General features: G+C 52.5%; 23 protein-coding genes and 4 pseudogenes. 15 read left to right on the top strand and 12 right to left on the bottom strand.

What is annotated here, in order from left to right:
• Positions 1 to 145: 145 nt before the first annotated feature.
• The 3 genes and pseudogenes from GKR98_03330 (at position 146) to GKR98_03340 (ending at position 2,459) form a co-directional block, all read left to right on the top strand.
• Complete coding sequence (locus GKR98_03330) at positions 146 to 529, top strand: transposase (GenBank protein ID QMU57323.1); 384 nt, start codon at positions 146 to 148, stop codon at positions 527 to 529.
• Positions 526 to 879 (top strand): IS66 family insertion sequence element accessory protein TnpB, encoded by a 354-nt coding sequence (gene tnpB / locus GKR98_03335; GenBank protein ID QMU57324.1) that lies wholly within the window; start codon positions 526 to 528, stop codon positions 877 to 879. The genes GKR98_03330 and tnpB overlap by 4 nt, the downstream gene beginning before the upstream one ends.
• A 54-nt stretch (positions 880 to 933) precedes the next feature.
• Positions 934 to 2,459 (top strand): annotated as a pseudogene (locus tag GKR98_03340) (IS66 family transposase).
• Here GKR98_03340 and GKR98_03345 read toward each other — a convergent pair.
• The 4 genes from GKR98_03345 to GKR98_03360 all read right to left on the bottom strand — a co-directional run bounded on the left by GKR98_03345 (position 2,436) and on the right by GKR98_03360 (position 7,721).
• Entirely contained in the window at positions 2,436 to 3,563 is a 1,128-nt protein-coding gene (locus GKR98_03345; protein QMU57325.1) for a glycosyltransferase family 2 protein, read from the bottom strand. The pseudogene GKR98_03340 and the gene GKR98_03345 sit on opposite strands and share 24 nt — an antisense overlap.
• A gap of 45 nt (positions 3,564 to 3,608) precedes the next feature.
• Positions 3,609 to 4,460 (bottom strand): hypothetical protein, encoded by an 852-nt coding sequence (locus tag GKR98_03350; protein QMU57326.1) that lies wholly within the window; start codon positions 4,458 to 4,460, stop codon positions 3,609 to 3,611.
• Positions 4,461 to 4,703: 243 nt separating this feature from the next.
• Positions 4,704 to 5,801: an NAD(P)-binding protein gene (locus GKR98_03355; protein ID QMU57327.1), complete on the bottom strand. Its 1,098-nt coding sequence runs from the start codon at positions 5,799 to 5,801 to the stop codon at positions 4,704 to 4,706.
• Between the two features lie 84 nt (positions 5,802 to 5,885).
• A complete protein-coding gene (locus GKR98_03360) occupies positions 5,886 to 7,721 on the bottom strand; it encodes a hypothetical protein (GenBank protein ID QMU57328.1) in 1,836 nt (611 codons plus the stop codon).
• 282 nt (positions 7,722 to 8,003) lie between these two features.
• Between GKR98_03360 and GKR98_03365 the strand changes: the two genes are divergently transcribed.
• Positions 8,004 to 8,228, top strand: a complete 225-nt coding sequence (locus GKR98_03365; GenBank protein ID QMU57329.1) for a hypothetical protein — start codon at positions 8,004 to 8,006, stop codon at positions 8,226 to 8,228.
• Between the two features lie 353 nt (positions 8,229 to 8,581).
• Here the strand turns inward: GKR98_03365 and GKR98_03370 are convergent, their stop codons facing one another.
• Both GKR98_03370 and GKR98_03375 read right to left on the bottom strand, forming a co-directional pair.
• Positions 8,582 to 10,102, bottom strand: coding sequence for an AMP-binding protein (locus GKR98_03370; protein QMU57330.1), 1,521 nt, complete (start codon positions 10,100 to 10,102; stop codon positions 8,582 to 8,584).
• Positions 10,099 to 11,384 (bottom strand): annotated as a pseudogene (locus tag GKR98_03375) (decarboxylase). Before GKR98_03375 ends, GKR98_03370 begins: the two are co-directional and overlap by 4 nt.
• Before the next feature lie 195 nt (positions 11,385 to 11,579).
• Between GKR98_03375 and GKR98_03380 the strand changes: the two are divergent.
• A protein-coding gene (locus tag GKR98_03380; protein ID QMU57331.1) for an IS3 family transposase occupies positions 11,580 to 12,931 on the top strand; the annotation gives its coding sequence in 2 pieces (ribosomal slippage) (positions 11,580 to 11,916 and positions 11,916 to 12,931; 1,353 coding nt in all).
• On the opposite strand, the gene GKR98_03385 is transcribed toward GKR98_03380, so the two are convergent.
• A complete protein-coding gene (locus tag GKR98_03385; protein ID QMU57332.1) occupies positions 12,876 to 13,301 on the bottom strand; it encodes a hypothetical protein in 426 nt (141 codons plus the stop codon). The genes GKR98_03380 and GKR98_03385 overlap by 56 nt on opposite strands.
• Before the next feature lie 97 nt (positions 13,302 to 13,398).
• On the opposite strand from GKR98_03385, the gene GKR98_03390 reads away from it, so the two are divergent.
• From GKR98_03390 to GKR98_03420, 7 genes and pseudogenes are all read left to right on the top strand, one after another.
• On the top strand, positions 13,399 to 14,277 hold the full coding sequence (locus GKR98_03390; protein QMU57333.1) for an FAA hydrolase family protein: 879 nt from the start codon (positions 13,399 to 13,401) through the stop codon (positions 14,275 to 14,277).
• 8 nt (positions 14,278 to 14,285) lie between these two features.
• A complete protein-coding gene (locus GKR98_03395; GenBank protein ID QMU57334.1) occupies positions 14,286 to 14,936 on the top strand; it encodes a malonic semialdehyde reductase in 651 nt (216 codons plus the stop codon).
• A 2-nt stretch (positions 14,937 to 14,938) separates the two neighbouring features.
• A complete protein-coding gene (locus tag GKR98_03400) occupies positions 14,939 to 15,397 on the top strand; it encodes an OsmC family peroxiredoxin (protein QMU57335.1) in 459 nt (152 codons plus the stop codon).
• 48 nt (positions 15,398 to 15,445) lie between these two features.
• A pseudogene (locus tag GKR98_03405) lies at positions 15,446 to 16,531 on the top strand (C4-dicarboxylate ABC transporter).
• 21 nt (positions 16,532 to 16,552) lie between these two features.
• The gene (locus GKR98_03410; protein ID QMU57336.1) at positions 16,553 to 17,080 is read left to right on the top strand and encodes a TRAP transporter small permease subunit; all 528 of its coding nucleotides are present in this window, start codon (positions 16,553 to 16,555) and stop codon (positions 17,078 to 17,080) included.
• Entirely contained in the window at positions 17,077 to 18,384 is a 1,308-nt protein-coding gene (locus tag GKR98_03415; GenBank protein ID QMU57337.1) for a TRAP transporter large permease subunit, read from the top strand. The genes GKR98_03410 and GKR98_03415 overlap by 4 nt, the downstream gene beginning before the upstream one ends.
• A gap of 9 nt (positions 18,385 to 18,393) precedes the next feature.
• Positions 18,394 to 18,909 (top strand): hypothetical protein, encoded by a 516-nt coding sequence (locus GKR98_03420; GenBank protein ID QMU57338.1) that lies wholly within the window; start codon positions 18,394 to 18,396, stop codon positions 18,907 to 18,909.
• A gap of 35 nt (positions 18,910 to 18,944) precedes the next feature.
• Here GKR98_03420 and GKR98_03425 read toward each other — a convergent pair.
• A protein-coding gene (locus tag GKR98_03425) for an IS3 family transposase (protein ID QMU57339.1) occupies positions 18,945 to 20,296 on the bottom strand; the annotation gives its coding sequence in 2 pieces (ribosomal slippage) (positions 18,945 to 19,958 and positions 19,961 to 20,296; 1,350 coding nt in all).
• On the opposite strand from GKR98_03425, the gene GKR98_03430 reads away from it, so the two are divergent.
• Entirely contained in the window at positions 20,216 to 20,782 is a 567-nt protein-coding gene (locus GKR98_03430) for a hypothetical protein (protein ID QMU57340.1), read from the top strand. The two genes, GKR98_03425 and GKR98_03430, sit on opposite strands and share 81 nt — an antisense overlap.
• Before the next feature lie 4 nt (positions 20,783 to 20,786).
• Here GKR98_03430 and GKR98_03435 read toward each other — a convergent pair whose 3' ends face one another.
• Positions 20,787 to 21,467: an FCD domain-containing protein gene (locus tag GKR98_03435; protein ID QMU59950.1), complete on the bottom strand. Its 681-nt coding sequence runs from the start codon at positions 21,465 to 21,467 to the stop codon at positions 20,787 to 20,789.
• A gap of 119 nt (positions 21,468 to 21,586) precedes the next feature.
• Between GKR98_03435 and GKR98_03440 the strand changes: the two genes are divergently transcribed.
• Positions 21,587 to 22,453: a hypothetical protein gene (locus tag GKR98_03440; GenBank protein QMU57341.1), complete on the top strand. Its 867-nt coding sequence runs from the start codon at positions 21,587 to 21,589 to the stop codon at positions 22,451 to 22,453.
• Here the strand turns inward: GKR98_03440 and GKR98_03445 are convergent.
• Positions 22,450 to 23,986 (bottom strand): annotated as a pseudogene (locus GKR98_03445) (monooxygenase). The gene GKR98_03440 and the pseudogene GKR98_03445 sit on opposite strands and share 4 nt — an antisense overlap.
• A gap of 54 nt (positions 23,987 to 24,040) precedes the next feature.
• On the opposite strand from GKR98_03445, the gene GKR98_03450 reads away from it, so the two are divergent.
• A complete protein-coding gene (locus GKR98_03450) occupies positions 24,041 to 24,790 on the top strand; it encodes a TSUP family transporter (GenBank protein QMU57342.1) in 750 nt (249 codons plus the stop codon).
• A 12-nt stretch (positions 24,791 to 24,802) separates the two neighbouring features.
• Here the strand turns inward: GKR98_03450 and GKR98_03455 are convergent, their stop codons facing one another.
• Positions 24,803 to 26,107, bottom strand: a complete 1,305-nt coding sequence (locus tag GKR98_03455; GenBank protein QMU57343.1) for a TRAP transporter large permease subunit — start codon at positions 26,105 to 26,107, stop codon at positions 24,803 to 24,805.
• Positions 26,107 to 26,637 (bottom strand): TRAP transporter small permease subunit, encoded by a 531-nt coding sequence (locus GKR98_03460; GenBank protein ID QMU57344.1) that lies wholly within the window; start codon positions 26,635 to 26,637, stop codon positions 26,107 to 26,109. Before GKR98_03460 ends, GKR98_03455 begins: the two co-directional genes overlap by 1 nt.

Below are 26,637 nucleotides of genomic sequence, written 5' to 3' on the forward strand. Positions count from 1 at the left end.
ATGCATGCGCGACAAAGTTTCCATTCTGGGGCTGGTGAGTTGGTCGTAAAATGCAGAGTAGTGTAAGCGCGGCTTAGACCCCACATTTCCCATGGCGTGTTGATATGCGATTCCGTCCCTTCATAGATTTGAAGGGCGTTTCTACATGGAAGTTGTGAACGAGTTTCTCGCAAGAATACCGCGGGGTTCAGATGGCAAGCGCCGTTGGCCTTTGGAGCTGAAGGCACGGATAGTCGCAGAAACGCTGATCGAGGGCGCGACTGTGAATGGGGTGGCCAAGCGATATGGCCTAATCCCCAGTAGCGTTTCAGATTGGCGGCGTATGGCGCGGGCAGGCAAGCTTGTTTTACCCAACTTAGATGGCATGGATTTTGCGCCGGTTCAGATTGAAGAGGCTAAGCCCGTTGAGGTGGTTCCAACCCCAGCTATCAATTTGACCAGTGTTGATGTGCTTAAAGGCGGCGTGACGATCCGCTTAGCCGCCGACACCCCTGCCGTGCGGATTGCCGAGATTGCGGCTGCGCTGTGATCCACCCGTCGCACGGTGTACAAATCTTTGTTGCGACCAAACCTGTGGACTTCCGGAAAGGCCACGATGGGTTGGCCGCACTGGTGCAGAGCCACTTAAAGAAGAAGCCCTTTGACGGTGCGGTCTATGTATTCCGCGCCAAACGCGCGGATCGGCTCAAGATGATCTGGTGGGACGGCACGGGCTTGGTGATGGCGTACAAACGGCTTGAACAGAACACGTTCAAATGGCCCGCCATCAAAGACGGTGTTTTACGGCTGGACGCTGCGCAATTTGAAGCCTTGTTTGCGGGCCTGGATTGGCGTCGTGTGACGGCATTAGAGACTCGCCCACCAGCTGCGGCAGAGTGACTCAGGTGGCGCTTTGCACGGGTGGATCGTCCCTGATTTTGATAGATCACAGGTATGACTTCTGCTGCTGATCTTCCCACTGATGTTGCTACTTTGCAGGCCCTTTTGATAGCCTCAGAAGAGCGCAACACGCGTAAAGAAGATCGCATCATTCGCCTTGAGAAGCTGCTCGCCGACTTCAAACGCGCGCTCTATGGCGCGAAGTCCGAGAAGGGCCACCCTGACCAATATCACCTCGCGTTGGAAGATATCGAAACGGCCATGGCCGTCGTCCATGCGGAAGATGAAGCAATTGATCCACCCAAGACATCAGGCGCGGCAAAGTCAGTCAAAGGGCGTGGTGTCCTGCCAAAGCACTTGCCGCGCATCGAAGAGATCATTGCACCGGACGTCACCTGTAGCTGTGGAAACGAACGCCACATCATCGGCGAAGATGTCAGTGAACGGCTGGACATCGTACCTGCCCAGTTCCGTGTCCTTGTAACCCGCCGTCCCAAGTATGCTTGCCGGTCTTGTGAGGCCGGGATTACCCAGGCACCCGCAAAGGCGCGCCTGATCGAAGGCGGTATGCCAACCGAAGCAACCATCGCCAGCGTGATCGTCTCGAAGTATGCTGATCACTTGCCATTGTATCGCCAAAGCCAAATCTATGCGCGTCAGGGCGTCGATATTGATCGTTCCACCTTGGCATTCTGGGTCGGCAAGGCCGCCCATGAATTGAAGCCTGTTCATGACGCGCTGCTGGACCATCTCAAAACAAGTTCAAAGCTGTTATGGATGAGACGCCCGCGCCGGTCCTCAATCCGGGAAGCGGCAAGACCAAGAAGGGATATTTCTGGGCATTGGCTCGCGATGACCGTGCATGGAATGGGCCGGAACCGCCCGGCGTGGCCTTTACCTATATGCCAGGACGTTCCGGCAAATACGCATCAGATATATTGCAGGGCTTTACTGGCATTCTGCAGGTCGACGGCTATGCCGGATACAACCGCGTGCTTGATCTGCGTGACAACCAACCAATAGGGCTGGCCTATTGCTGGGCACACGCCCGTCGCAAGTTATACGAGCTCACCCACAACAATGTCGCCCCCATCGCCGAGGAGGGTCTCAAGCAAATCGCGGCTCTCTATCGGATCGAAGCGCAGGCGCGTGGCACGTCTGCGAATGAGCGTCTGGCTTTGCGCCAAACCAAAAGCGCGCCCAAGATAACGGCATTCAAAACCTGGCTGGATCAGGCCAGATCACAGGTGTCCGCAAAGTCCCCGACCGGAGAGGCGCTCAAATACATTGCCAAATACTGGGACGGGCTGATCCTGTTCTTGAAAGATGGCCGCATCGAGATGGATAGCAACGCCGTCGAGCGCACAATCCGCCCCATCGCCCTGCAAAGAAAGAACGCGCTCTTTGCCGGTCACGACGCTGGTGCCCAAAACTGGGCCATGCTCGCGTCGCTCATTGAGACATGCAAATTGAATGGCGTTGAGCCGCACAACTACCTGACCGGCGTCCTCTCAGCCATCGTCAACGGCCATAAACAAAAGGACATTGACCAGCTGCTACCGTGGAACTTCAAAGGCTGAAGCAACGCTTACAGAGTAGTCGGGTCGGGCCTTCAAGTCAGCGATCTTGGCTCTGTGGCGTTGAACGGAATAGGCATGTGCTTCGGACACTCCGTCCAACGAGTGTAGAGCTGCAAGTTCGGCGCGTAGCAACGGCAGCATGCGTTTTATCGAGGCTTCTTCGATTGCGTTGTTGTTCATGCGAAACCAGTAGGAAAGTCCTTGATCCCGGTCCACGTGGTTTACTCGCCCGCGCTCTCTTTTCACCAGGAAGCTTTCGGCAGAGCGTACCGCATAGTGGTTCAACGTTGCCAACTCATACCCATAGGTCGATTTTGTTGAGCGCCAGGCGTTGCGATACATCTCTGGCGGTAAGGGTTTGCCGGAACCGTTCACCCAGTTAATTTCGTCCAACAGATGGGGCTTCAAGCCTTTTGGTCGATGAACACCGAGTTTTCGGAAAATACCGGTATTCCGGAAAAGCGTTTTGAATCCCCATGCCTGATGCGGTTTTCGAATGAACTCGGGGGCACAACGGCTAAACAGCTCGGTCATCAATGCATCGTGGTACTGGTGTTGATCAGCATTCCCAAACAGCCGCCAGTTCAGCGAAATCATATTTGCGCAGTCAACGGCATCATACAGATCGCTCAACCGACCCTGTCCTGCGTGTACGTTGATGAACTCATCAACATCCATACAAATTAGCCAATCACCATTCCTGACGAGGTTCTCGTGATCAGCTGCGCGCAAAGCTGCGTGTTGCGGCTTTAAACCAGAGCCGTGATATGGGTTGTCTCGGTGAGTGACGACGCGATGTTCGTCCAACAATTGCAATAGGTTATCTGTGCCGTCATCGCAGTCATTCGTATAAATCAGAAATCCATCGACACCGATGGCACGATGATAGGCGAGCCACTCCAATATGAAGGGTCCTTCATTCTTCATTGTTGTTACGATGGTGGTTTTGTTGCCGGAAGTCTCGCGAACCGCCTCTTTTTTGGGAGAGCGGACGGGCCTTTGATGAAAGTATTTTTTGGCAAGGTCGACCAATTCTGGAACTTCTACGAGGCTGGTCTTAGGAACAATCTCAGATACTTGAACATTAGGATGTCTGAGTGCCATGCACCGGTAATATTGAGTGGTTTCATTGGGTTGAGTGCCCGCAATCTACGCCTGTCGCCAAATGATGTCGGGCTGGAATTCAGCAGGTGCGTGGCACCACCGCGGATGCCCCGTTGTTCCATCAAAGCGCTGGCAGATGTGATCGCCAAAAGTTGGATAGCAATTTTTACGCAAACGCCAAGGAAATATGCGTTGGCCGACCAAGCTGACATAGTTTCCCTGAAACTCTACCGCGCGATCGAAGATACTCTGAAGATCCGGTGCCAACAAATCAGAGACATCAATATTGGTGACGGCCCGGGCACCTTGAAGAAACCATTGCCTCGCAATGTCATAGATATAACCTGCATCAAATGGTGACACCCATGGCGCGGGCCTTGGGACGGTAAGACCTTCTTTGCCTGGTGTGTCGGGTGCGAATATTGGATTCGATGCATCACCAAGATCGCGCCGCCCAAGTGGCTCGTTTGACGTAAGAATAACCACCCTTTCAATGCCGCTGATCTTCTTTTTGGCCAAGCTTTCTTTGAACTGGTGATCAGGTTCAGGCCCGCTTGTATCGATAATCAATGCTGCTTGCAGGTCATGCTGCGAAGCGAGAAACTCAAGCCATTCCTGAACTTGCTCCGCAGGCTCTATGCCACGAACAGAAATCGCTGTGTTTAGTCCCGAAAATAGTTCGGTTTCACATTCGGTGAAGGGGATGCTGGCGCTTTCTAACCCTGATCGAAAATGAAGGGTTGAACTCGGATTGATCTGCCGTCCAATAAACCGATAAGCGCCTCCAATCGAACGAGAATCCTGCACGTCAAACTGACCGACCTCGATTTCTGACGTTGGCCCGGGATCAAACTGAACGAAGACATGATCAATGCCTTCGTCGCGGACTGCTGCCACTATTCGCGCATTGCTGGCCGAAACTTGCGTGAGTCTGCGTTGAAGTACTTCCACCGGTCCGCTAAGCGCTCCGTCCCTACATCCTGTTTCGCGACCGCCTGCCTCAAGTCAGGTCGACACTAATATTGCCTCGTTGCCTACTTCAATCCGCAATTGCAGTCGGGTCAAGGGCGCAATTCTCACTCTTTCTGACGGCGAACCTGGCTAGCGCCCTGCGAATTCCAAACACCCTGTTCCCAGCAATTATTGGTTTTCGCTTGAGACAGAAAATTGGGTTCCAGATCTTTCACTCTGTTTGATTTCTTTCCAAACTGATTCCGCAGCTTCCAGAGCACCCTCAAGATATCCGCCGAACGTCGCGGCGAACTCCGTGCCACCAAATTTCAGGCGACTATCGTATAGGCCGATCAATTCTGGTGGAAGGCCATAGCGAGGATGGTGGTAAAGTGGTGCAAGATCGGCGTCGCGTGTCGTGAGGCTATCTCTGGCCCAATCTTTGACAATAAACTCAACTGGGTTTGCAGCATCTTTTCCGAATAACCGAACAAGCTGCATCGTCGCATTTACTCTAAGTTGACTTATGTCGCCCCTCGCAGTGTGAGGAATTCCGACAAATCCGAACAAAGCACCCTTTCCCCCCTTCATCGGGGACGCATCGTGAATCTCAGCGAGTGGCCCATAGTGGCTCATGGCATCGCCCGACAACCCCAAATCTCTCCAGAAAGGCCGTTCAAAAAGGGCGATAACTTTCGCCTGACCGGCCATCCAGGTCGGTATCGCACTCAATGTTGATATTGCACTTTGCGGAAGTTCGGGCGTGAAGTGCAGTTGCTGTGCAATACGTGGCGGCAAAGCTAAAACGACGTCGGTTCCGAAGACATCCTCATGGTTCTCGAGTGATAGTGTTACGCCGTCTTTTCCAAAATTGAGACCTTTGACTAAGGTGTTCAATTGTAGGCTTCCTTTAGGAAGCTCTTGAACAAACGATTGAACCAGTGCGTCTAGCCCACCTTCCAACCTCCAAGAGCCAGCCATGGATGCGATGCCCCGGCCGTGCTGAACGCGCCCGTTTTGATCTTCAAACGCGACCATGCCCTCGGAAAACTGTTCAAATTTGGTTAGTCCAAATCGCCGGATCAAAGCATCGATCCGCGGTTGACCGTCCCAAAACCAAGCCGGGCCCAGATCATAGTAGCCACATCCATCCACGTGGGTCTTGATACGGCCGCCAGCACGCGAACGCGCCTCGTAAACTGTGACCTGCCGCCCTTCACGGATCATTATTTCCGCTAGCGAAAGACCAGCCAAGCCGGCTCCGACTATCAATGTTCTTTTGGACATTAACCGCCAATCCCAGACGGTGTACAACGCGAAGTCATGTGGTTCTACCGACCCCCTGAATGGGCACTAGTGATGTCCAAGGTTTCACATAAGGGTTGCCGCCTGTCTAACCCATTCGTCCCTGTTGATCCTTCCAGGAAATTTTAAAAGTTCGTCGACGATGGCGATCTCGGTCGGACCCCAAGCGGCGATTTGGCTGAAATGGAAAATCCCGTTTCGATTCAAAAGGCCCTGCAAAGAATTCCCCACACCACTGATCCGGGTAAGATCATCGGCTGTTCCGTTTGGATTTTCCAGCGCACCGGGAATTGGGATAGCAGGTGTAGCTGGAATTGGAAGGTCGTCGATATGAGTCAGGGCAACTGTGCCTTGGCCTAGCCGCACATCCGCCTGCCGCACCAAGTCGCCGAAATCCAATTCGGTCAAGTCCTCAGTATCTGCAATCGTTGATAAAAAATCCTCGACCCGGTCCAATTCTTCGACATCCATGAACGCTTCGGCCTCTGTAGCATTGGTTAAGAATTCAGGGCCGCCTAAGGACTCCGGCCATGCGTCAAACACCTGCGACTGATCAACCAGTAGGGCCAATGACTTCAGTGTCCCACTTTCGACCCAAGCAGTTACCTTGAAAAAGCGACCGGGTATTTGAATATGGCGATACCGTCGATCGTCGTCGCGAAACACCGGACCCGTAAACGATATGACTTTTTGATTTTCGGCGACTGCGTTGCGAAGAACGTAATTCTCGGCAGCGCGCCAAAGGTTACCTTTGCCGGTGCCAGGTTGATCTTCATCAGCTTTGCCTTGGTTGAAAAAACCGACTTGTGGTGCCGCATTCGTCCAGTGGAACGTATCAAGCTCTGCTTCCAGTGCTCGTGTATTGCTGCCCCACGCCGGATCAATACGCCGAACGAGGTGCCCTTTTTGGAACATTCTCGCAATACGCCCGCTTGAACGAGGGTTTGGAAATCCAGGCACCTTCTGACCTTTATAGATTTCATCGCCAGAGTAGTCCTCTCTCGCAATCCGGGGGTCAGTGCTCCAACTGTCGGCTTCAGCGCCGTCAAAGAATTCCATGCCCTCGCGAAGACCGGGATCATTTGGATGCAAATCGGAAACCGCCAGGGTCGACCGGTTGATGCTTTTGGCCGTCTGGCCATCGATCATGCAGGCAGTAAAGAATGCCAACTTTCGGCGCTTGTTCATTACGGCGCTGAAATGATGATACTTTAGTTCAAACGGATTTGCGCCCGGAACTGGTTCGAGTAATGAGGCGGCGTCTGGCACCAGACCGGGGCCCAAGCGCGGAAGAGGTATGTGAAAGCCGGGCAAAAAGTCTGGCAAGTAACCTTGACGGTCAGCGTAGTCGCTTTGTGATTCCTGGGCTGCTGGCACCGATACATTGGCTCGTGTTGGGATGGGGCCTGTTGTGTTCAGTCCTGGGATTTTAACAGAGATTTCCAATGGCAAAGTCCAAGTTGCCTGACCATCCGATCCAATCTGAACGCCCGCATTTTTGACACTCGGCGCGGAAGAGATCCGAGCATTGGAGCCTCGAGACGGAGTGGCCCGTTCGCTTTCGTCGAGGGCCATCAGTAGACGCGCTCGGACTTCCGACGCAAGGCTGCTTGCTTTCTGGCGAACTTTCCGGACAATTGAGCTGGCCCTGATGCCTTCGTTTATTTCGAAGTCCGCCGCGCCGCCACCATCAACGCCGTCGATCCAGGGTCCGCCCCAGTGGTGCAAAGCGATCAATTTCCATTCAGAATTGTAGACTGGCGATCCCGATGAACCAGGTTCGGTATCGGCGACATAATGCAGCGCATCCTCGAACCTGTTTACCAATCGGTTTTCGCGTAGAACCACCTCTTTGAATCGTCCTTGTGGATGCTGAATTATGTTAGCAAACTCTCCGACCATGTGTTTGTCAGATGCATCAGAAAGCTGCGTTGTGCCGAATTCATTCAGGGTACCCGGGCCATCGATCTTTTCGCCAACGGCAAAAATTGTAAAATCAAGGCCAGAAACCGGATCAGAAAGAAAAACGGTTCCATCAATTTCGAACTGTGTGGATCACCTAGGTCGTCCGGCCAAGTCACGCTCATAATCGAATTCCAACACAAACCGATTTGCATCCGCTTGGGACTCTACGACATGATTGTTGGTTAGGAAAAGGTCCTGCCCAATAAGGACGCCAGTGCCTTGGGCACGCCCATTTCTAAATGCAACGCGCCCAACGGATCTCGCTATCTGCGCGCCGCGCTCAAGAAAAGCAACGCTTACAAAATCGACTGTATCGCCCCAGATTGCTTCTCGCCGATCATCGAGAGTTGGCGCCAGTTCTGGTCGATCAATAACTTTTTTGCCCATCGCCCGTCGAACGACTTCTCTATTGAGGACTTCGGCTTGCACTGGCGAAACATTTAGTTTCGACTGTAGGCGTCGTTGTCTTCTTTGCTCACTGGGTTCGGCCGCAAAGGGATTCTGCGCCCGAAATGCCTGAAGAGCGTATTCTATGTCAGACTGGCAGTGCCCAATACGTTTTCGAACAATGTCTTCGAGGGTCATATTTTCCTCCATATGTAATTCGGCTCAATAAGTTGAATGATAGATTGCTTTTTTTGGTTTGAATAATTGCTTGTCGTAATGGCCTTCCGGTTGACGCAAAGTGCGATCCGCACGGTGACATCATATCATATCTGGAAGAACTGCGAGCGCGCATGAGCAGTTTCCACGAATTGTCGCGCGAAATCGCTTGGCAACTTACCCAAAAATGGGTTTCAGTCGTCCGTGTCGGAGCTGTATTTTTCACGAAGGACGTTCTTTTGAACCTTTCCCATCGTATTTCGCGGCAACTCAGTCACAACTTCAAATCTGCGCGGATGCTTAAAACGTGCAAGTCTTTCGTTGACAACGTCTTGAATACTATGTGTGTCAAGAACTGCATTGGGTTCCGCAACCACGGCAGCGACAATTGCCTCACCAAAATCACTGTCAGGCACTCCAAAAGCTGCGCTTTCCTGAATACCGGTAATGTCGTTCAAAACGTCCTCAATCTCTTTTGGATAAACATTAAATCCGCCTGTGATGATCAGGTCTTTTTGCCGACCAACAATGGACAGATACCCATCTGAGCTGAACTCACCAAGATCACCGGTAATGAAAAAGCCGTCTGCGCGAAGCTCTTCGGCGGTTTTTTCCGGCATGTTCCAGTATCCCAAAAACACATTTGGACCGCGCACTTCAATCATGCCGACGCTGGAGTCTGTGACCATTTCTCCTGAGACGCTCGTCAGCCGCACTTCGGTGCCGGGAAGGGGGATCCCGACTGTTCCCGCTCTGCGTTCGCCGTCGTATGGGTTTGACGTGTTCATGTTGGTTTCAGTCATGCCGTATCGCTCTAGAATTCGATGACCTGTTCGCTCGGTGAATAAGTCATGTGTTTCGGCAAGTAAGGGCGCGCTGCCGGATATAAAGAGCCGCATATTGGCTACCAAATCCGAACTAAGCCGATCGTCGTTCAAAAGCCGCGTGTAAAATGTGGGAACGCCCATCAGCAAAGTAGACGAGGGCAGGGCTTCAATAATGTTATCCAGATCAAAGCTGGACATGAAATTTACCTGTGCGCCTGCCAAAAGTGCGGTGTTCATCGCAACAAATAACCCATGGGTGTGAAATACGGGCAGGGCATGAATCAAGACATCCTCACCTGTGATTTGCCATAAATCCGTGAGTACCTGTGCGTTCGATAACAAGTTATCATGCGACAGCATTGCGCCCTTGGACCGTCCCGTCGTTCCGGACGTGTAAAGCAATGCTGCCAGATCGTCTGCCGCTCGTGCCACCGTGGTAAATATCGTCGGCTGAGCATTAGAGTCTTCCAGCAGCGACCCGCCGCCGTCAGCGTCAATCGTCATAACCGCGGCTCCTACATCAGCCGCAATCGGCAAAAGCGCAGCTTCGGCGGAAGGCGTGCAAACGATCAGTTTCGGTGTCGAGTCTTGAATGAAGTAGGTCAGTTCACTCAGCTTATAGGCCGTATTCAATGGAAGAAATACGGCCCCGACCTGAATGGTGGCTACGTAGAGTGCTAAAATTTCAGATCGTTTGGGTGCTTGAACAACCACCCTGTCTCCGGGCGTTACCCCTTGAGAAACCAGCGTATGCGCAACTTGGGCCGTGAGGGCTTCAAACTCACGAAAGCTCAGTGTGCCTCGATTTCCTCGCTCGTCCAACAGGAGAAATGGTGAGTTTTCGTTCGGCTTTGATGCCATCAGGGCATCGTATAGATGGTTGCTCACGGCGACAAAGTTCCCGCATTTGGCAATCCGGAAGCGGCTGCAAGTGAGTTAACACTACGCGAGGTTGATATCGTCCCGTTGCGCACAAATTTTTCGTGGTTTTTTTCAATCTTTGTAAGATCGTATAAATAATTCACCATCGCTCCGCTGGATAGTTTTTGACCATTGTCGGTAATGTCGGCATTGGCATGAATGGCGTGAACCTGTGCGCCATTGCCAAGGTGAAATCGGGCAACAGGATCTATTGGAATACCATCGCCCGTCTTCGCATGTAGCAGATAGTGTGCCGCCGCGATGCGGACATCTTTGTCATTTGCTTCGCCGGTTAAGACGCTCTTCGCCAAAGGCGCTTCATCAAGTTCGGATAAGTATCGATTTAGTCCAGGAATAGGGGAGAGTGTCACAAATGTCGTCAAGTTCGGAAGTGTCACGCTTAACTCGTCGACAACTTGCTTGATCAGCAAATTGCCAAAGGAAATTCCTTGCAATCCTTTCTGGCAGTTCGAAATCGAGTAGAATACCGCCACATTTGTCAGCGCGTCGTCTCGCGCTGTCCGATCCTCGGCGAGCACTTTCTGGATCGAGTCTGGAATAGTTTTTGTCAAAGCAACCTCAACAAATATCAGAGGTTCTTCCGGCATTGTCGGATGAAAATACGCAAAGCATCTGCGATCCGGTGGATACAGCCGTCGTCGCAAATCATCCCAGTCATTGATTGCATGCACCGCTTCATACTGGACGATCTTTTCCAGAATACTTGCAGGTGTTTCCCATGATATTTGGCGTAGCACCAGAAATCCGCGATTGAACCAACTGCGCAGCAAATGCACGAAATCCAGATCGGTTCGCTTAAGATCCGGATGTGGTTTCGCAAAAGACAAAAGATCTACGCGCATCGCCACCAGTGCTGCGGTTGCACCGGTCGTTTGGTTTAGTCGGCGCAGTAATTCCTGACGACGCGGTTCGGCGGCGACAGTCAGCGCGCGATAGTCTTTCGCGTCTTTTGTGCGCTCGTATGTGTCTGCCAACTCGGCGACCGCAGACGCGTCCATTTCCAGCTCATCATTCAGGAACTGAAAAAATCTAGTTTCTGATGTTCATCTAAAGTGGCGTATTTATCCAAAGCGGACTTGGCCAGATGAATTCCCGAGACTTCACCTTCCTCAGCCAAAAGCGAAAGGCACATATCCTGCATGGATCGTCTAAGATTCGTTTTAGTTGGCTTTCTGCGACGCTCAAAAAGCGTCGTTAGCATATCGCCAAGATAACTGCTTTCAGCCATGATACCCGTCTAGCTTAGAGTTGCGCTTTGTCCAGATAGTCCAACTGACAAGGTCAATGAACCTTCGTTAATCATCCACTTCCTAAGAACATATGTGCGTGTTCCGGTCTGTCTGAAGTCAGCGCCTATGGGTCCAATTAGGTTAATTTGATAAGAGAGTTTTGTTGGCTCATCGTAACCACTGAGGAGTGGGACATGAGACAGACAACTGGAACTCGCAGGAGCCCCGGCGAGAAGATCGTCAAAGAGATCAAGCGCGCGACGCGCAAACAGTATTCGTCAGAAGAGAAGATCCGGATCGTGCTGGATGGCTTGCGTGGCGAAGACAGCATTGCTGAGTTGTGCCGTCGTGAGGGAATATCTCAAGGTATCTACTACAAATGGTCCAAGGACTTCATGGAAGCTGGCAAACGGCGGCTTGCTGGAGATACGGCGCGTGCGGCTACGACCGACGAAGTCAAGGACCTGCGCCGCGAAGCCCGAGACCTGAAGGAGGTCGTTGCCGAGCAAACACTGGAACTGCGTCTTCTCAAAAAAAGCATGACCGGCGGTGGGGGCGACCAAGAATGAGGTATGCTGCATCTGAGAAGTTGGAGATCATCCGGCTTGTTGAGGGGTCGCATTTGTCTGCTCGTCGAACATTGGCAAAGCTGGGCATCCCCCGCACCACATTTTACCGTTGGTATGATCGGTATCGGCAGCGCGGCGACGCTGGCCTTGTGGATCAAGCGCCTAAGCCCAGACATGTCTGGAACCGCATCCCCGACGAAGTCCGGCGCAAGGTCGTCAAGCTGGCGCTGCAGGAGACGGAGCTGTCGCCGCGCGAACTGGCAGTGACGTTCACGGATCGGGAGCGCTACTTCGTCTCGGAATCTTCAGTCTATCGGGCCCTGAAGGCCCACGATCTGATCACCAGCCCGGCCTTTATCGTGCTCAAGGCGGCAAACGAGTTCAAAGACAAGACCACTGCGATCAACCAGCTTTGGCAAACCGACTTCACCTATCTCAAAGTGCTTGGCTGGGGCTGGTTCTATCTCAGCACAATCCTGGACGACTACAGCCGCTACATCATCTCGTGGAAACTCTGCACGAACATGCGGGCAGAGGACGTGACGGACACCCTGGATTTGGCGCTACAAGCATCAGGGTGCGATCAGGTTCACGTCATCCACAAACCCCGCCTCCTCAGCGACAACGGGTCCAGTTACGTCTCTGGCGATCTGGCTGAATGGCTGCAGGACAAAGGCATGAAGCATTCTCGGGGCGCACCATATCATCCCCAGACACAGGGCAAGATCGAGAGGTGGCATCAAACCCTGAAGAACCGCATCCTATTGGAGAACTACTTCCTTCCGGGAGACCTCGAAACCCAGATCGAAGCCTTCGTCGATCACTACAATCACAAGCGCTACCACGAGAGCCTGAACAACGTCACACCCGCCGACGTCTACTTCGGGCGTGACAAAGCCATTCTAAGACAACGGGAAAGGATCAAACGAAAGACGCTCGAAGCGCGGCGCTTGCATCACAGACAGCGCGCCGCATAATAACATCAACCAGACGAGCCAAACTCTTTACTTGTTTAAGCAACTCTTGGTTCCCAAAACCCTGACGACGGACAGTTCCGGTCGTATGCATTGGGTCAGCTTCGGCAATTTTGCGCGCTTCATCAAAGCTGCCCGCGCGGTACACCATCAAACCAACGCCCTGCATCTGTGTGCCAGTTTCATCTGACATCGGCCCGGCAAATGCCAGTTTACCATCTGCCTCCAAGGAACCTTGGTACTGGAGGTGTGCAGGAAGATTTGCCTTCAGATCCTCTGGTGTTTTTGCGGGTGTGGAAACGACAACAAACAGTTCAAACGCCAATGAACCGCGAGCCTTGGCCTCAGTTTTGTATTGATCCCAGTCCGGCATTCCATCCTCCACAAGTGATGCTTGCAATAATATCGATTTTATTTGACACATCACCTTTTTATCGTCAAATTCGGGATCAATCAATAAGGAGATTCCGATGCGGTTTATGGTGGGGCACCAAAATGGGGCGCAGTCGGTCTATCTTTTAGAGGGGAGTGAGGCAGTCAACCTGACCGAATCCCTGGCAGACGTTGGCAACGACCTTATGGAGTTAGTTGGTCGTCCCGATTTACTGGCCGACATCCAGTCAGCCATCGAGGGGCGCGCCCGTGTCGCTTTGTCTGACATTACGCCTGCGCTCCCTATAGCGCGACCTGGCACAATCATCTGCCTGGGTCTTAACTATGTGGAGCATATTAAAGAGGGTGGATATGATATCCCCGACTATCCCGCCTTGTTTATGCGCGGACGCAATTCTCTGATGGCAGCGGGTTCTCCTATGGTTCGCCCGACTTGTTCCGATAAATTGGACTATGAGGCTGAGCTAATGATCGTAGTTGGCAAAGGTGGACGGCATATATCTGAAGCAGACGCATTACGGCACGTCTTTGGATACACTGTTTTTAATGATGGTTCCGTGCGCGACTACCAACGTAAAACTCATCAATGGACGCCTGGAAAGAACTTCGACCATACAGGTGCCATAGGACCGTATGTTGTGACGCCAGACGAGCTGCCAGCCGGTGCAAGCGGATTGAAGATTGAAAGTCGCGTTGGCGATGAGGTTCTGCAAAGTTCAAACACTGAAAATATGATTTGGTCAGTAGCTCAAACAATTGCGACTATATCTGAATACACGACGCTTGAACCTGGTGACCTGATTGCAACCGGAACACCGCCGGGAGTTGGTCACGCGCGAACACCACCACGCTGGCTTCGCCCAGGTGAAATTGTGGATGTTGAAATTGAAGGAATTGGCATCTGTTCCAATCCGATCGTGGACGAGGCCGATATGTTGAGCACGGCGGCAGAGTGATGAATGACATGAGTGACGCAATTGATCCCCGCGCAGTCGCGCAAGATGCAGTTCGCAACATGCGAAAACGCATCACCCAATTGGACGATGCATCAATTGATCTGATCCTGCGCGACGCGCGATCTCACTATGCCTGGAGTGACCGACCTGTGTCGGACGATGCACTGCAAACGCTGTTCGAGATTACGATTAGCGGTCCGACTAGCATGAATTCGTGTCCTGCACGGTTTAAGTTTGTTCGCAGCGCCGAGGCCAAAGAGCGTTTGGCTAAATCATTGAAAGCAAAGAATATCGACAAGATGATGGCTGCCCCCGTTACGGCAATCATCGCCTGGGATCCCAAGTTCTGGCACCGGTTGGATTTTCTCTTTCCACACGATGATCGAAAGCCGCTGTTTGATGGCAAAGACGCCTATGCCCACGATACCGCCTATCGGAATTCAACATTGCAGGGGGCGTATTTCATGATTGCAGCCCGCGCGATCGGATTAGATGTCGGTGCGATGTCAGGATTTTCCAACGCGATTGTGGACGAAGAGTTCTTCTCGGAGAATGGCTGGAAATCAAATTTTCTTTGCAACATTGGTTACGCTGATGAAAGCGCTTTGTTCCAGAAACTGCCTCGCTTCTCGTTCGACGACGTTTGCGAGGTGATGTAAGCATGGCGATCCGGATGAAAACCACGGTTACGCTGAAAGCCGAGGCCGAGTGTACAAGCCATTCACTTGCGAATATTGCTATCCGGGATCTGAATGTCGCAATTGATGAGCCGACCGAACGGGGCGGGACCAATCTGGGCCCGACACCGACCGACACGGCGCTTGCCGCGCTTATTGGTTGCACCAATGTGATTGGCAATAAATGCGCCAAGGCGTTGGACATCGATATTGGACATCTGAAAATCTCGGCATCCTGCGCCTTTGATCGGCGCGGGGTGACGCTTCAGGAAGAGATTAATGTTCCGTTCCAATCGATTGATCTGAAAGTCATATCTGACGGCGCGGTAACGCAGGATGATCTGTATCGGGTTGCAACGGAAACAGCGAAATTCTGTCCCGTGTCAAAATTGTTCGAAGCTGGGGGAACACAGTTGAACGTGACTTGGGAGAAAGCAGAATAATACCACTCACTCACGAACGAAGACTAAAACAGCATCAGGGAGGACACTATGAAACATTGGATGACAAAAGTTGCCGCGGGCCTAACCGTGGCAACAATGTCGGCAGCGCCATCATTTGCTGCTGAGACTATCAAAGCTGTCGTAATCGACGGATATCCGGCACGTGCGCTTTGGGTGAAAGAGTTCACGAACTTTTTCATTCCAGAGGTTGATAAGCGACTGGCAGCGAACGGCAATTACGTCATGGACTGGCAGGAAAGCTACGGCGGTTCCATCGTTAAGCCAAAGGGCGTGCTAGAAGGCGTTAAACTTGGGCTTGGCGACATTGGGATTGTCACCACGATTTTCCACAACTCGAAATTGCCAAGTCAGGCTTTGTCGGCGGTAACTCCATTTATTGCTGCAGACGCTCGGGCTGTTGCCAAGGCCGTTGATGAGATCGCCAAAGAATATCCGACAATGCAAAGCGAATTCGCGGCTCAGAACCAAGTATATTTGGCGACAGGGGTCGTGTTGGACACATATCAGATGTTCTCGAAAACACCGGTCAATTCGCTGTCTGATCTAGAAGGTAGCAAAGTTGCCGGTGCCGGTATGAACATGCGCTATATCGAAGGCATCAACGGTGCTGCAGGTGTGCGGGGTGGCCTGACAGACTTCTACGGCATGTTGTAGTCGGGTATGGTCGATCATGCGATGCTTTGGCCGGAGGCTGCCAAGACATTCAAGATCGCAGAAGTCGCGCCATATATGCTGCGCGCTGATCTTGGGGCCGTGAACTCGAAAACAGTCACTGTAAACCAAGACTATTGGGACGGCTTGCCTGATGAAGTGAAGGGCGTGCTTGGCGAAGTTGCAGTTCTTTATCGAGACCACGTCGCTGGTATCGCGATGGACCGCGCAGAAGCCAGCCGTGCGGCTTATGTCGAAGGTGGCGGAACAATTGTCGAAATCTCAGCAGATGAGCGTGCAGCTTGGGCGGCTTCAATGCCAAACATAGCTGCCGAGTGGGCTTCTGGTCTTGACGGCAAGGGTGAGCCTGGGTCGGACATGCTGAATGCATACCTTGGTAAATTGCGCAATGCAGGCTTTGAGCCAGTGCGCGACTGGGCTGCCGAAGCGGCAACCAACTAAGCGTCAAAAGGGGCCGAAAGTATGTCATCTACAGGCCTTTCGGCCCTGCAAAAACTAGCCGACGGCGTGTCAATGGTTGCCAACGCCGTTGGCACAACGGTCGTTTTGTTGATGGTCGCCGTGGTCAACTACGATGTTGTGGCCCGCGGCGTGTTTGGCAAACCATTTCTGGGAGCAGTCGAGGTCGTTCAATTCTCGATGGTCCTGATTGTCTTTCTGCAATTACCCGATGTCATTCGCGTGGGGCGGCTGACCCGGTCTGACGGATTTCTGTTGATGATGGATGCGCGTCGCCCGACAGTCGGGAAGATCCAGCGTCGGATTATCGACCTATTCTCTTGTATATTCATGATCCTAGTCGCCGTTGCAGTCTGGCCGGAGTTCGTTGAGATGTGGCACACGAGGGACTTTTTCGGCGTTCCAGGCGTTTTCACCGCTCCTTGGTGGCCCATTAAGTTGGTGATCTTCCTCTCAGGTTGTCTCTGTGCCCTTCTTTTCTTCTTTAAAGCCCTTGGGCTGACCAGCCCGGTGGAGCGTGAAGCAACATGACACCCATTGAAATCGGTCTGATCTCGATCATCGCCATCGTGTTGTTGATTTACATGGGCGTTTATATCGCTATCGCATTGGGCGTCGTTTCCTTCGTTGCCATCTGGCTGATGAAAGACAACGTCGATCTGTCCATGGCACTGCTAAAGATCGCTATCGGCGACAGTGTGATGGAATACACTTTTGCCACCATCCCGCTGTTTGTCTTCATGGGATTGACCGTATCGAGGGCAGGGCTGGGTGTTGATATCTACGACGTGTTGAACCACGCGTTTCGAAAAGTGACCGGCGGCATCGGCATGGCAACTGTTGGGGCGAATGCTGTGTTCGCAGCCGTGTGCGGTTCGTCCCTGGCGTCTGCATCGGTCTTCACAAAGATGTCGGTGCCCCAGATGATCCGCTACGACTATAACCCGCGGTTCGCGGTGGGTGTCGTCGCCGGTTCGTCCGTTTTAGGCATGATCATTCCACCCTCTGCAATGTTGATCATTTACTCCTTCGTGGCCGAGCAGTCGGTTGGCGACATGTTCCTGGCGGGCATCGTTCCAGGCTTGCTTCTGTCGGCTGCCTATGTGGGTGCGATTTGGGCGATGGTGCGATTTACGCCCGGCTTTGTCGGCACTCAGAATAAGATTGAACACGATGAGATGGGTTGGGCCGAAATGGCGCAAAAGACCCTGCCGATCTGCGGTCTGATATTTGTGGTTCTAGGTGGCCTGTATTCCGGGTGGTTCTCACCCGTCGAGGCAGGAGCCGCAGGCGCGTTGATCGGGTTGGTGATCGCCGCCATTAGGGGAAAGATGAACTTGCGCGATCTATGGGCAACCATGATCGAAACCGGGCATGTTACCGCCGCGATCTTGTTCCTGATTACAGCCGCTTCAATGTATAGTCGGATGCTGGGCATTGCTGGTTTGCCAAACGCGCTAAGCGACATACTGGCAAGCAGCGACTACAGTTTCCTGCGCGTGATGGTCGTTTATGTAATCCTGATGCTGTTCTTGGGCACAATTCTGGATACGGCCTCGATCATTTTGATTGTGGTGCCGCTGTTCTTGCCACTGATCGAGCCGATGGGGCTTAGCCTTGTCTGGTTCGGTATCGTAAGCGTTGTCGCCGCCGAGATTGGTCTTCTAACACCACCACTTGGCCTAAGTTGCTTTGTGATCAAGGCAACGCTTGATGACGACCGAATTTCTCTGAAAGACGTCTTCCTAGGCGCGCTTCCCTTTGCTGCGGTTATGCTGTTCGTGCTGGTTATCCTGATTAGATACCCGTCACTCAGCACCGCCATCCTGAACTAGGACAATCCGATGCGTAATGTCACAAAAGACAATATCACTGATGTGTTCATGGGGTATCTTTCCGAGGATACTGACCCGCGCCTGCGCGAAGTTATGGGCAGCCTTGTCCGCCACCTTCATGCTTTTGCCAAAGAAGTGAACTTGACCCACGCCGAGTGGCGAAAAGGGGTCGAATTTCTTGAAGCCACTGGAGACATTTCGGATGCCGAGCGCCACGAATTTGTGTTGCTTTCCGATGTTCTTGGGCTGTCGTCCCTAGTGGACATGATCAATTCCGATCACGATGGAACTTCTTCAAGTGTCCTGGGACCCTTTCACATCTCAGGCGCTCCACCGTTGGAAATCGGGGGTGACCTGAAGGACCGTTTCGAGGGACCAATCGTGGTCGTGCAGGGGCAAGTGAAAGATCTTGATGGAAATCCAATTGCTGGCGCGACTTTGGACATCTGGCAGACTGCGCCGAATGGGCTTTACTCCAGTCAGGACTGTCCGTCGTCAGGGTTTTTGGAACCAAGGGCGGCCTAGACTAAGAGAGAGTTTGGCTGATCTGGTTGGTTTGATTATGCGGCGTGCAGGCGGTGATGCAAGCGCCGCGCTTCGAGCGTCTTTCGTTTGATCCTTTCCCGTTGTCTTAGAATGGCTTTGTCACGCCCGAAGTAGACGTCGGCGGGTGTGACGTTGTTCAGGCTCTCGTGGTAGCGCTTGTGATTGTAGTGATCGACGAAGGCTGTGATCTGGGCATCGAGATCACCCGGCAGGAAGTAGTTTTCCAGCAAGATGCGGTTCTTCAAGGTTTGATGCCACCTCTCGATCTTGCCCTGTGTCTGGGGATGATATGGTGCGCCCCGAGAATGCTTCATGCCTTTGTCCTGCAGCCATTCAGCCAGATCGCCAGAGACGTAACTGGACCCGTTGTCGCTGAGGAGGCGGGGTTTGTGGATGACGTGAACCTGATCGCACCCTGATGCTTGTAGCGCCAAATCCAGGGTGTCCGTCACGTCCTCTGCCCGCATGTTCGTGCAGAGTTTCCACGAGATGATGTAGCGGCTGTAGTCGTCCAGGATTGTGCTGAGATAGAACCAGCCCCAGCCAAGCACTTTGAGATAGGTGAAGTCGGTTTGCCAAAGCTGGTTGATCGCAGTGGTCTTGTCTTTGAACTCGTTTGCCGCCTTGAGCACGATAAAGGCCGGGCTGGTGATCAGATCGTGGGCCTTCAGGGCCCGATAGACTGAAGATTCCGAGACGAAGTAGCGCTCCCGATCCGTGAACGTCACTGCCAGTTCGCGCGGCGACAGCTCCGTCTCCTGCAGCGCCAGCTTGACGACCTTGCGCCGGACTTCGTCGGGGATGCGGTTCCAGACATGTCTGGGCTTAGGCGCTTGATCCACAAGGCCAGCGTCGCCGCGCTGCCGATACCGATCATACCAACGGTAAAATGTGGTGCGGGGGATGCCCAGCTTTGCCAATGTTCGACGAGCAGACAAATGCGACCCCTCAACAAGCCGGATGATCTCCAACTTCTCAGATGCAGCATACCTCATTCTTGGTCGCCCCCACCGCCGGTCATGCTTTTTTTGAGAAGACGCAGTTCCAGTGTTTGCTCGGCAACGACCTCCTTCAGGTCTCGGGCTTCGCGGCGCAGGTCCTTGACTTCGTCGGTCGTAGCCGCACGCGCCGTATCTCCAGCAAGCCGCCGTTTGCCAGCTTCCATGAAGTCCTTGGACCATTTGTAGTAGATACCTTGAGATATTCCCTCACGACGGCACAACTCAGCAATGCTGTCTTCGCCACGCAAGCCATCCAGCACGATCCGGATCTTCTCTTCTGACGAATACTGTTTGCGCGTCGCGCGCTTGATCTCTTTGACGATCTTCTCGCCGGGGCTCCTGCGAGTTCCAGTTGTCTGTCTCATGTCCCACTCCTCAGTGGTTACGATGAGCCAACAACTCTCTCTTATCAAATTAACCTAATTGGACCCATAGGCGCTGACTTCAGACACAGTCAGGACGAAGATCAAGACACATTCTCGTTCCATGGTTTGCAGACCACAGGAGACGACGGTCGCTATGCCTTCACGACAGTAAAACCTGTGGAATACACGGTGCCCAGTGATGGCCCGGTTGGCGATATCCTACGGGCCTGTGGACGACATCCGTGGCGGCCTTCGCATTTGCACTTCATTGCTGAAGCCGAAGGTTTCCTACCATTGGTGACGGAGGTGTTCCCAGATGATGACCCATATCTTGATCAGGATACGGTCTTCGGGGTGCGTGAAGATCTACTAATGACTTATCAACAGAAACCAGCGGGTACATTTCCTGACGGATTCAAGCTGTCTGGCAGCGTGACTAAATCTTATTTGCAAGTGGATTTTGATCTGACCTTGGTGCCGAAGTAAAAAACTATTCGGCGGCCATATCACCGACCAAACCCGACAGGAACGCTCCAGTGCGCTGATAGTGGCCTTGCAACAACTCTGCTGCTTTGTCCGCATCACGGGAAATCGCTGCGTCCATAATCAACTTGTGTTCGTCGGTTACGTTCCGTTTTTTGTAGTTCAAGGCATGCCCAGCCAAATACCGATAGCGGATGTTCAGGTCATAGAGCTGGGAACAGAATTTCATAAGTATTGGTGCGGCGCTGTTCGAAAGCAACGACATGTGAAATGCCTTGTGATGATCTTCGAATTCAGGCGCTTCCTGATCTCTAGCACGCGTCATTCGATGATGGGCCAAAACTATCGCTTCCTCCCAAGGTTCATCGGCATTGGCGATGCTTTTGCGTAACGCCATGTCCTCAAGATCACACCGAAGTTCTAGGATCTCTTCGAAGTTGGCGTTGCTGGTGGGGGCCGCGCGAAAACCACGTTGGTCGAAGCGCTCAACAAGATGTTCACTGGTCAAAAGACTTAGCGCTTCACGGATCGGAGAGGCTCCTGTGTTCAGACGCTCGCGCAATGCGCTGATCTTTAGTTTTTCGCCGGGCCTTAGTGCGCCGGATACAATCAATCGACGCAGTTCCAGATAAGTCTTATGCGTGGCCGAAGTGTCTGCGCCAGGCGTTGCGTCAGGTGCCAAAATCATGCTGTGATCCATATTCGAACAATATCGATTTTTTCAGATTATTCAACTAAATGATAAGGTTATTGCTGAAGTTCGGCTGTTTTCGTTAGATGCCAGCCGTGAAATTTCACCAGTGACTAATGTATGTTTTGTCTTCGCCGATCTGTCTGGCTAATCTTTTTTTGAATTTTCTGAATTTTCCGAGGTGTCCCATGACCGAAACTAATCCCGCCGTTGAATTGAGCGAAGCTGAGAACGCGGTCGATCTACCGGAAATTGGTGACCTGACGCGCTACCAGGCTTTGATGCAAGTGGTGCAAAATCGTGTGACGGTGCGCAAATTCGATCAGGAATACGATGTTCCAGAGGAACACTTTAACTTAATCCTCGACGCCGCTCGCCATGCGCCTTCCGGAGCGAACGCCCAACCTTGGCAATATATTATTGTTCGGGATCAGGAAGTTAAAGACAAGATCACCGAATACTTTGTAGCCGAGCAACGCTTTCGCGCAAAAGCGAAAATGAAATTTCCGACGCCGGACTATAGGGGGCTCGCGACTGCACCTGGATTTGTCGTCGTCTGTTCTGACATGCGCTGGGTAAATGCTTTTCCAGTCTTTAATGACGGTTCTGACGCGGACAAAATGTATCGCGAGAACGCAGAACGTATCCTACTTCAGTCAGTTGCGGCTTCGACCATGTCGGCGCATCTCGCCGCTGCCGCTCTGGGATACAATGTCTGGTGGGTGACAGCCATCGGCCAGGAAGAGGCGCAGTCCGCGATGCGCCCCATACTGGGCATTCCAGAAGAGATTTCGGTCCTGGACATTTTCTTGTTCGGTCCTCCGGCAGCAAAGCCTTACAAAAGGTTCCGAAAACCTCTGGATGAGATCGCACATTGGGACAGATACAATCGCAATCATTTCATGAGTGACGAAGATCTTGCCGACTGGATAAAGAACCGTCGGCATCGGGTCATGTATAAAGATGCCAATCGTGTCGACTAAGCGGCCACCGCTTTTCTCAATACCGTATGCGGATCTGCTGTCCAGTCGTCTGTCCAGGAAACAAACCCATCGGGGCGGACCAGAATAGCATTGGCACTATAGGTTTTTATCGCATCTTCGGTCAGAAGATCAGCGACTGACAGTAGAATGCCAAGCTCTTCCGCTGCATCTAAAAACTCTTGCCCAGAGCCAACGGCGCAAAAGAGCGTGAAGTCCTCACCCAAATGGTCAGTTGTCCACCGACCGTCTGCGAGCTTGATTGGCGGTAAGTGGCGGCCTGGTCTTGCTTCGAAATCATGAACCCCAACTGCCGAAGTGGTTTGACCATCACCGAGTATCAGGCTTGAGCCCTCATAGTGCGGAGCAAATGTGTCTACCCCGATACTATCGCCACCTTCTGCTCGTTTCTTCCAGGCCAATTCAAATGCGTCCTGATCCTTGCGCGGATCATGCGCACGAACAAATGCGCGATCGTCTTCAATAAACTTTCCGATGAAATCCCTGGCAGTGGATTGAAAGACCGGACGCCGTTCTTCTTCGTAGGAATTTAACAATTCTTTGCCGCCCCAACCTTGCAAGGTTGCCGCAAGTTTCCAGCCAAGATTGCGCGAGTCCTCAAACCCGGTGTTAATGCCATATCCGCCGTATGGTGGATGAGAATGTGCTGCGTCGCCAGCTATGAAAATACGGCCATTGCGATATGTGTCTGCGCAAGAAATCCGCAAGTCCCAAAACCCGACATAGCTCAACTCGAGGGGAATGTCCTTTCCAACCGCGCGATGAATAAGTGCTGTGAAGTCGAAGTTTTCTCGATTGGTATCCGCAGGTACAGGTGCATGAAAGAAAAAGGACTTGCCCCATTCCACCATGCCAAAGAACATCCAATATCCATCCAGATCAGGGTGGATAACGTTGTAAAATTGCTTGTTCGGGAACTGCGATATCAGATCGAAGAACGCAGGTGATTCAAAGACAATGAGCACCATCAACCGATCATGATCTTCGCAAGTCTCTGTTATTCCTGACATTTGCCGTACTTTCGAGTTGCTCCCGTCGCAACCAACAAGGTATTTGCCGATCAGAGTTTTTTGCTCTGTGCCGCGTTCAACTGTCATCGACGCAGTGTCAGTATTTGAAGAAATGGCACATGTGTTCCAACCCTCGTGCATATCGACACATTCCAATTCCGCAACCCGCGCTCGCAAGACCGCTTCCGTTTCATACTGAGGCATAGTACGGACGTACTGCGGCGCGTTTGAACCAATCATAATCGTATCCGCTGGTCAGTGTCCCGTAGGCCGTCAATCCACCTAGCCCAACACCAGCCGGAATAGTCTTGGCGGCGCGGATCTGATCCTCGACGCCCCAGGCGCGCATGTGTTCCATTGTGCGCTGCGTTAGATTCTGTCCTTTGGGTATGCGTGGAGGAGTTAGATTGCGTTCAGCTACGGCAGTCTTAACGCCGCACTGGCCAAGCTCAATAGCAAGCCCAAGGCCAACCGGACCACCGCCACTAATCAGGACTTCATACATCGATCGCCTCTCAGTCTTGACATGCCGAACGCTCTTCCGGCATGCCCAAACGACATGCCGACACTTGATCTGACTTCAGTTTTGATAATCCTATCCGCACTCGCGATGGGAGGCATCCTTAAAGGTGCAACCGGGGCAGGGGCTCCTGTGATGGCCGTGCCAGTTATGGCGGCATTTTTCGACGTGAGGCTAGCGGTGGCCATTATGGTTACACCCAGTCTTACTACGAATCTTTGGCAGATGATCCGATTTTGGCCCCATAGGTTGGGCAACGGTATGTATCTGCGCTTTGCGCTTGGCGGCGCTTTTGGCGCAGCTATCGGAACTGCTATGCTTGCCACTCTGTCGCCTCGAATCCTGACGCTTTTGGTTGCAGGAGCTGTTATTGCGTATGTTGGTCTACGATTGCTGCGCCCCGATTTCAGAATCAATGACGCATTGGCCTCGCGATTAATGATACCCGCAGGCGCTGCGGCGGGCATTCTGCAGGGAGCGGCGGGGATTTCTGCCCCAATTTCAGTCAGTTTCCTAAACGCCATACGACTGGAACGGCTACAGTTCATCGCGACTATTGCGGTGTTTTTCTTTGCTATGTCCTTGGTGCAGCTGCCGAGTTTGTTCATCGCTGGGATCATGTCATTGCCGCTACTTGGTCTGAGCGTGCTGGCCCTTATACCCCTGGTTGCCTTCATGCCGCTCGGTGCCTGGGCTGCCAGGCGTCTAAGCCCAAAGGGCTTTGATCGCCTGATCCTAGTATTTCTCAGTATCTTGGCAGTTCGGCTCATTTATACATCGTTCTTTTGACAGACAGATCCGTTAGCCAAACATCGTGTTCGGCAGCAAAAGAGCGATTTGCGGTATCAGTAAAACCAGGATCATTGCGGCCAACATAGCGACCCAAAATGGCCATATGCCGCGGAAAATAGTGTTCAGCGGAACCCCGGGCGCGATACCTTTCACGACGAATACGTTCACGCCCACAGGTGGCGAGATCAACCCCATTTCAAGCGCGATTACCATTAAGACCCCGAACCAAATCATGTCGATACCAAGTGGTTCGATGATCGGTTGAACCAAGGGAACGGTCAAAACCAAAATAGCAAAGCCATCCATGAACATGCCAAGAAAAATACACAGTACCAGAAACGCGACCACGACCTGAAATCCGGATAGTCCCAAGCTCTCTACCCACAATGAAAGTGAGTAGGTGATCCCGGTAAATCCGATGAAGGTTTTGAAGACAAATGCACCGAACAAAATCATGAACACGGTGCCCGAAGATTTCAAAGTGCTGGCAAATACCTCGCGCGTGTTTTCGAATGTGAGCTTGCCACGAAACGCAGTGACCATCATGGCCATGAATGCGCCGATACCTGCTGCTTCAACTGCCGAAAATACGCCGGAATAGATACCGCCGATTGTCAGAACAATAATGCCAGTAATCCAGCTTGCCCGTCCCAGCGCGTTCCAGCGTTCTGACAGTGGAGCTTTCTCCGCCATGCTTGGCGCTTTACTAGGGTCACGCGCGACTACGATCCAAATTGCTAGAATGAAAAGAGATGTCAGCAGAAGCCCGGGGAATACGCCGGCCATGAACAATCGCCCAATGCTTTCTTCTGTGAGAATGGCATAGATGACAAACCCTGCGGACGGCGGAATGAGAATGCCCAAAGTGCCGCCAGCTGCGATGGCGCCGGTCGCGAGCCCGTTGTCATATTTATACCGCTGCATTTCCGGCAACGACACACGTCCCATGGTCAACGCGGCCGCTAAGGAAGATCCGCTCAGTGCTGAGAACCCGGCGCATCCTACGACCGTCGCCGAAGCCAATCCGCCTTTTCGATGGCCTAACCAACTGTGCGCCGCGTCATATAAATCCCGGCTCATGCCGGACACGCCAGCGAGATTTCCCATGAGAACGAACAGCGGGATAATCGTCAGGGGATAATTCGATGCTTCGTTGTAAATTTCGCCAGCCAGCTTTGGGATCGCCGCTTGGGGGCGGATCATATAGATTCCAAGCGTCCCAACTAACATCATCGAAACTCCCACCGGCATACGAATGAAAAGCAGGACGAACAGCGAACCGAACCCCAAAAGAGCAATGGTCGAGCCGTCCATCAGTCGGTGATCTCGTTGGGGTCGTCGCCGCCAAAGTGCCAAAGCCCAACGAGTAACTGCACCAAAACATGCAGCGTATAGACCGCCAAGCAAAGGCCGAGAAAGTAATAAAATGGTCGATGTTCAATACTGAAGTTGTTGGTTATACAGGCTTTCTCGATGCCGCAGGCTTTGGCGAAAAGAGCGTATGTCGCCAATCCGGCAATCGCCACCGTTAGCACGCGCATCAACGCATCGGTCCATCGAGTGACCTTGCGCCCAGCTACCAGCGAAATGACGTTGACGCTGACGTGGGCGTTGTGGCGCGCGCCATAAGCAACAGCGCCGCCCGTTACGATCGTCAATGTCACAACAGACAAATCGCTTATCCCAAATACCGGATTGTTAAGAGCATAACGCCAAAAAACAGCAATAATCGTTATGACGACCAAACCAACAATACCCAGCCCGCCCAAGATCGCCAAAAAACCGGCCGCCCGCATAAGCAGGCGGTCGGCCCAGATCAGCGCCTTGGGCGTCTCAATTGACAT

It is taken from the genome of Boseongicola sp., from assembly GCA_014075275.1.
Taxonomy (GTDB): domain Bacteria; phylum Pseudomonadota; class Alphaproteobacteria; order Rhodobacterales; family Rhodobacteraceae.

Bases quoted from the DNA above. Each gene is read 5' to 3' on its own strand.
- GKR98_03345 (QMU57325.1), bottom strand. From the start codon at position 3,563: ATGGCACTCAGACATCCTAATGTTCAAGTATCTGAGATTGTTCCTAAG.
- GKR98_03450 (QMU57342.1), top strand. From the start codon at position 24,041: ATGCCGACACTTGATCTGACTTCAGTTTTGATAATCCTATCCGCACTC.
- GKR98_03410 (QMU57336.1), top strand. From the start codon at position 16,553: ATGTCATCTACAGGCCTTTCGGCCCTGCAAAAACTAGCCGACGGCGTG.
- GKR98_03440 (QMU57341.1), top strand. From the start codon at position 21,587: ATGTATGTTTTGTCTTCGCCGATCTGTCTGGCTAATCTTTTTTTGAAT.
- GKR98_03455 (QMU57343.1), bottom strand. From the start codon at position 26,107: ATGGACGGCTCGACCATTGCTCTTTTGGGGTTCGGTTCGCTGTTCGTC.
- GKR98_03400 (QMU57335.1), top strand. From the start codon at position 14,939: ATGGCGATCCGGATGAAAACCACGGTTACGCTGAAAGCCGAGGCCGAG.
- GKR98_03460 (QMU57344.1), bottom strand. From the start codon at position 26,637: ATGTCAATTGAGACGCCCAAGGCGCTGATCTGGGCCGACCGCCTGCTT.
- GKR98_03415 (QMU57337.1), top strand. From the start codon at position 17,077: ATGACACCCATTGAAATCGGTCTGATCTCGATCATCGCCATCGTGTTG.
- GKR98_03385 (QMU57332.1), bottom strand. From the start codon at position 13,301: ATGCCGGACTGGGATCAATACAAAACTGAGGCCAAGGCTCGCGGTTCA.
- GKR98_03390 (QMU57333.1), top strand. From the start codon at position 13,399: ATGCGGTTTATGGTGGGGCACCAAAATGGGGCGCAGTCGGTCTATCTT.
- GKR98_03355 (QMU57327.1), bottom strand. From the start codon at position 5,801: ATGTCCAAAAGAACATTGATAGTCGGAGCCGGCTTGGCTGGTCTTTCG.
- GKR98_03395 (QMU57334.1), top strand. From the start codon at position 14,286: ATGAGTGACGCAATTGATCCCCGCGCAGTCGCGCAAGATGCAGTTCGC.
- GKR98_03330 (QMU57323.1), top strand. From the start codon at position 146: ATGGAAGTTGTGAACGAGTTTCTCGCAAGAATACCGCGGGGTTCAGAT.
- GKR98_03435 (QMU59950.1), bottom strand. From the start codon at position 21,467: ATGATTTTGGCACCTGACGCAACGCCTGGCGCAGACACTTCGGCCACG.
- GKR98_03420 (QMU57338.1), top strand. From the start codon at position 18,394: ATGCGTAATGTCACAAAAGACAATATCACTGATGTGTTCATGGGGTAT.
- GKR98_03360 (QMU57328.1), bottom strand. From the start codon at position 7,721: ATGGTCGGAGAGTTTGCTAACATAATTCAGCATCCACAAGGACGATTC.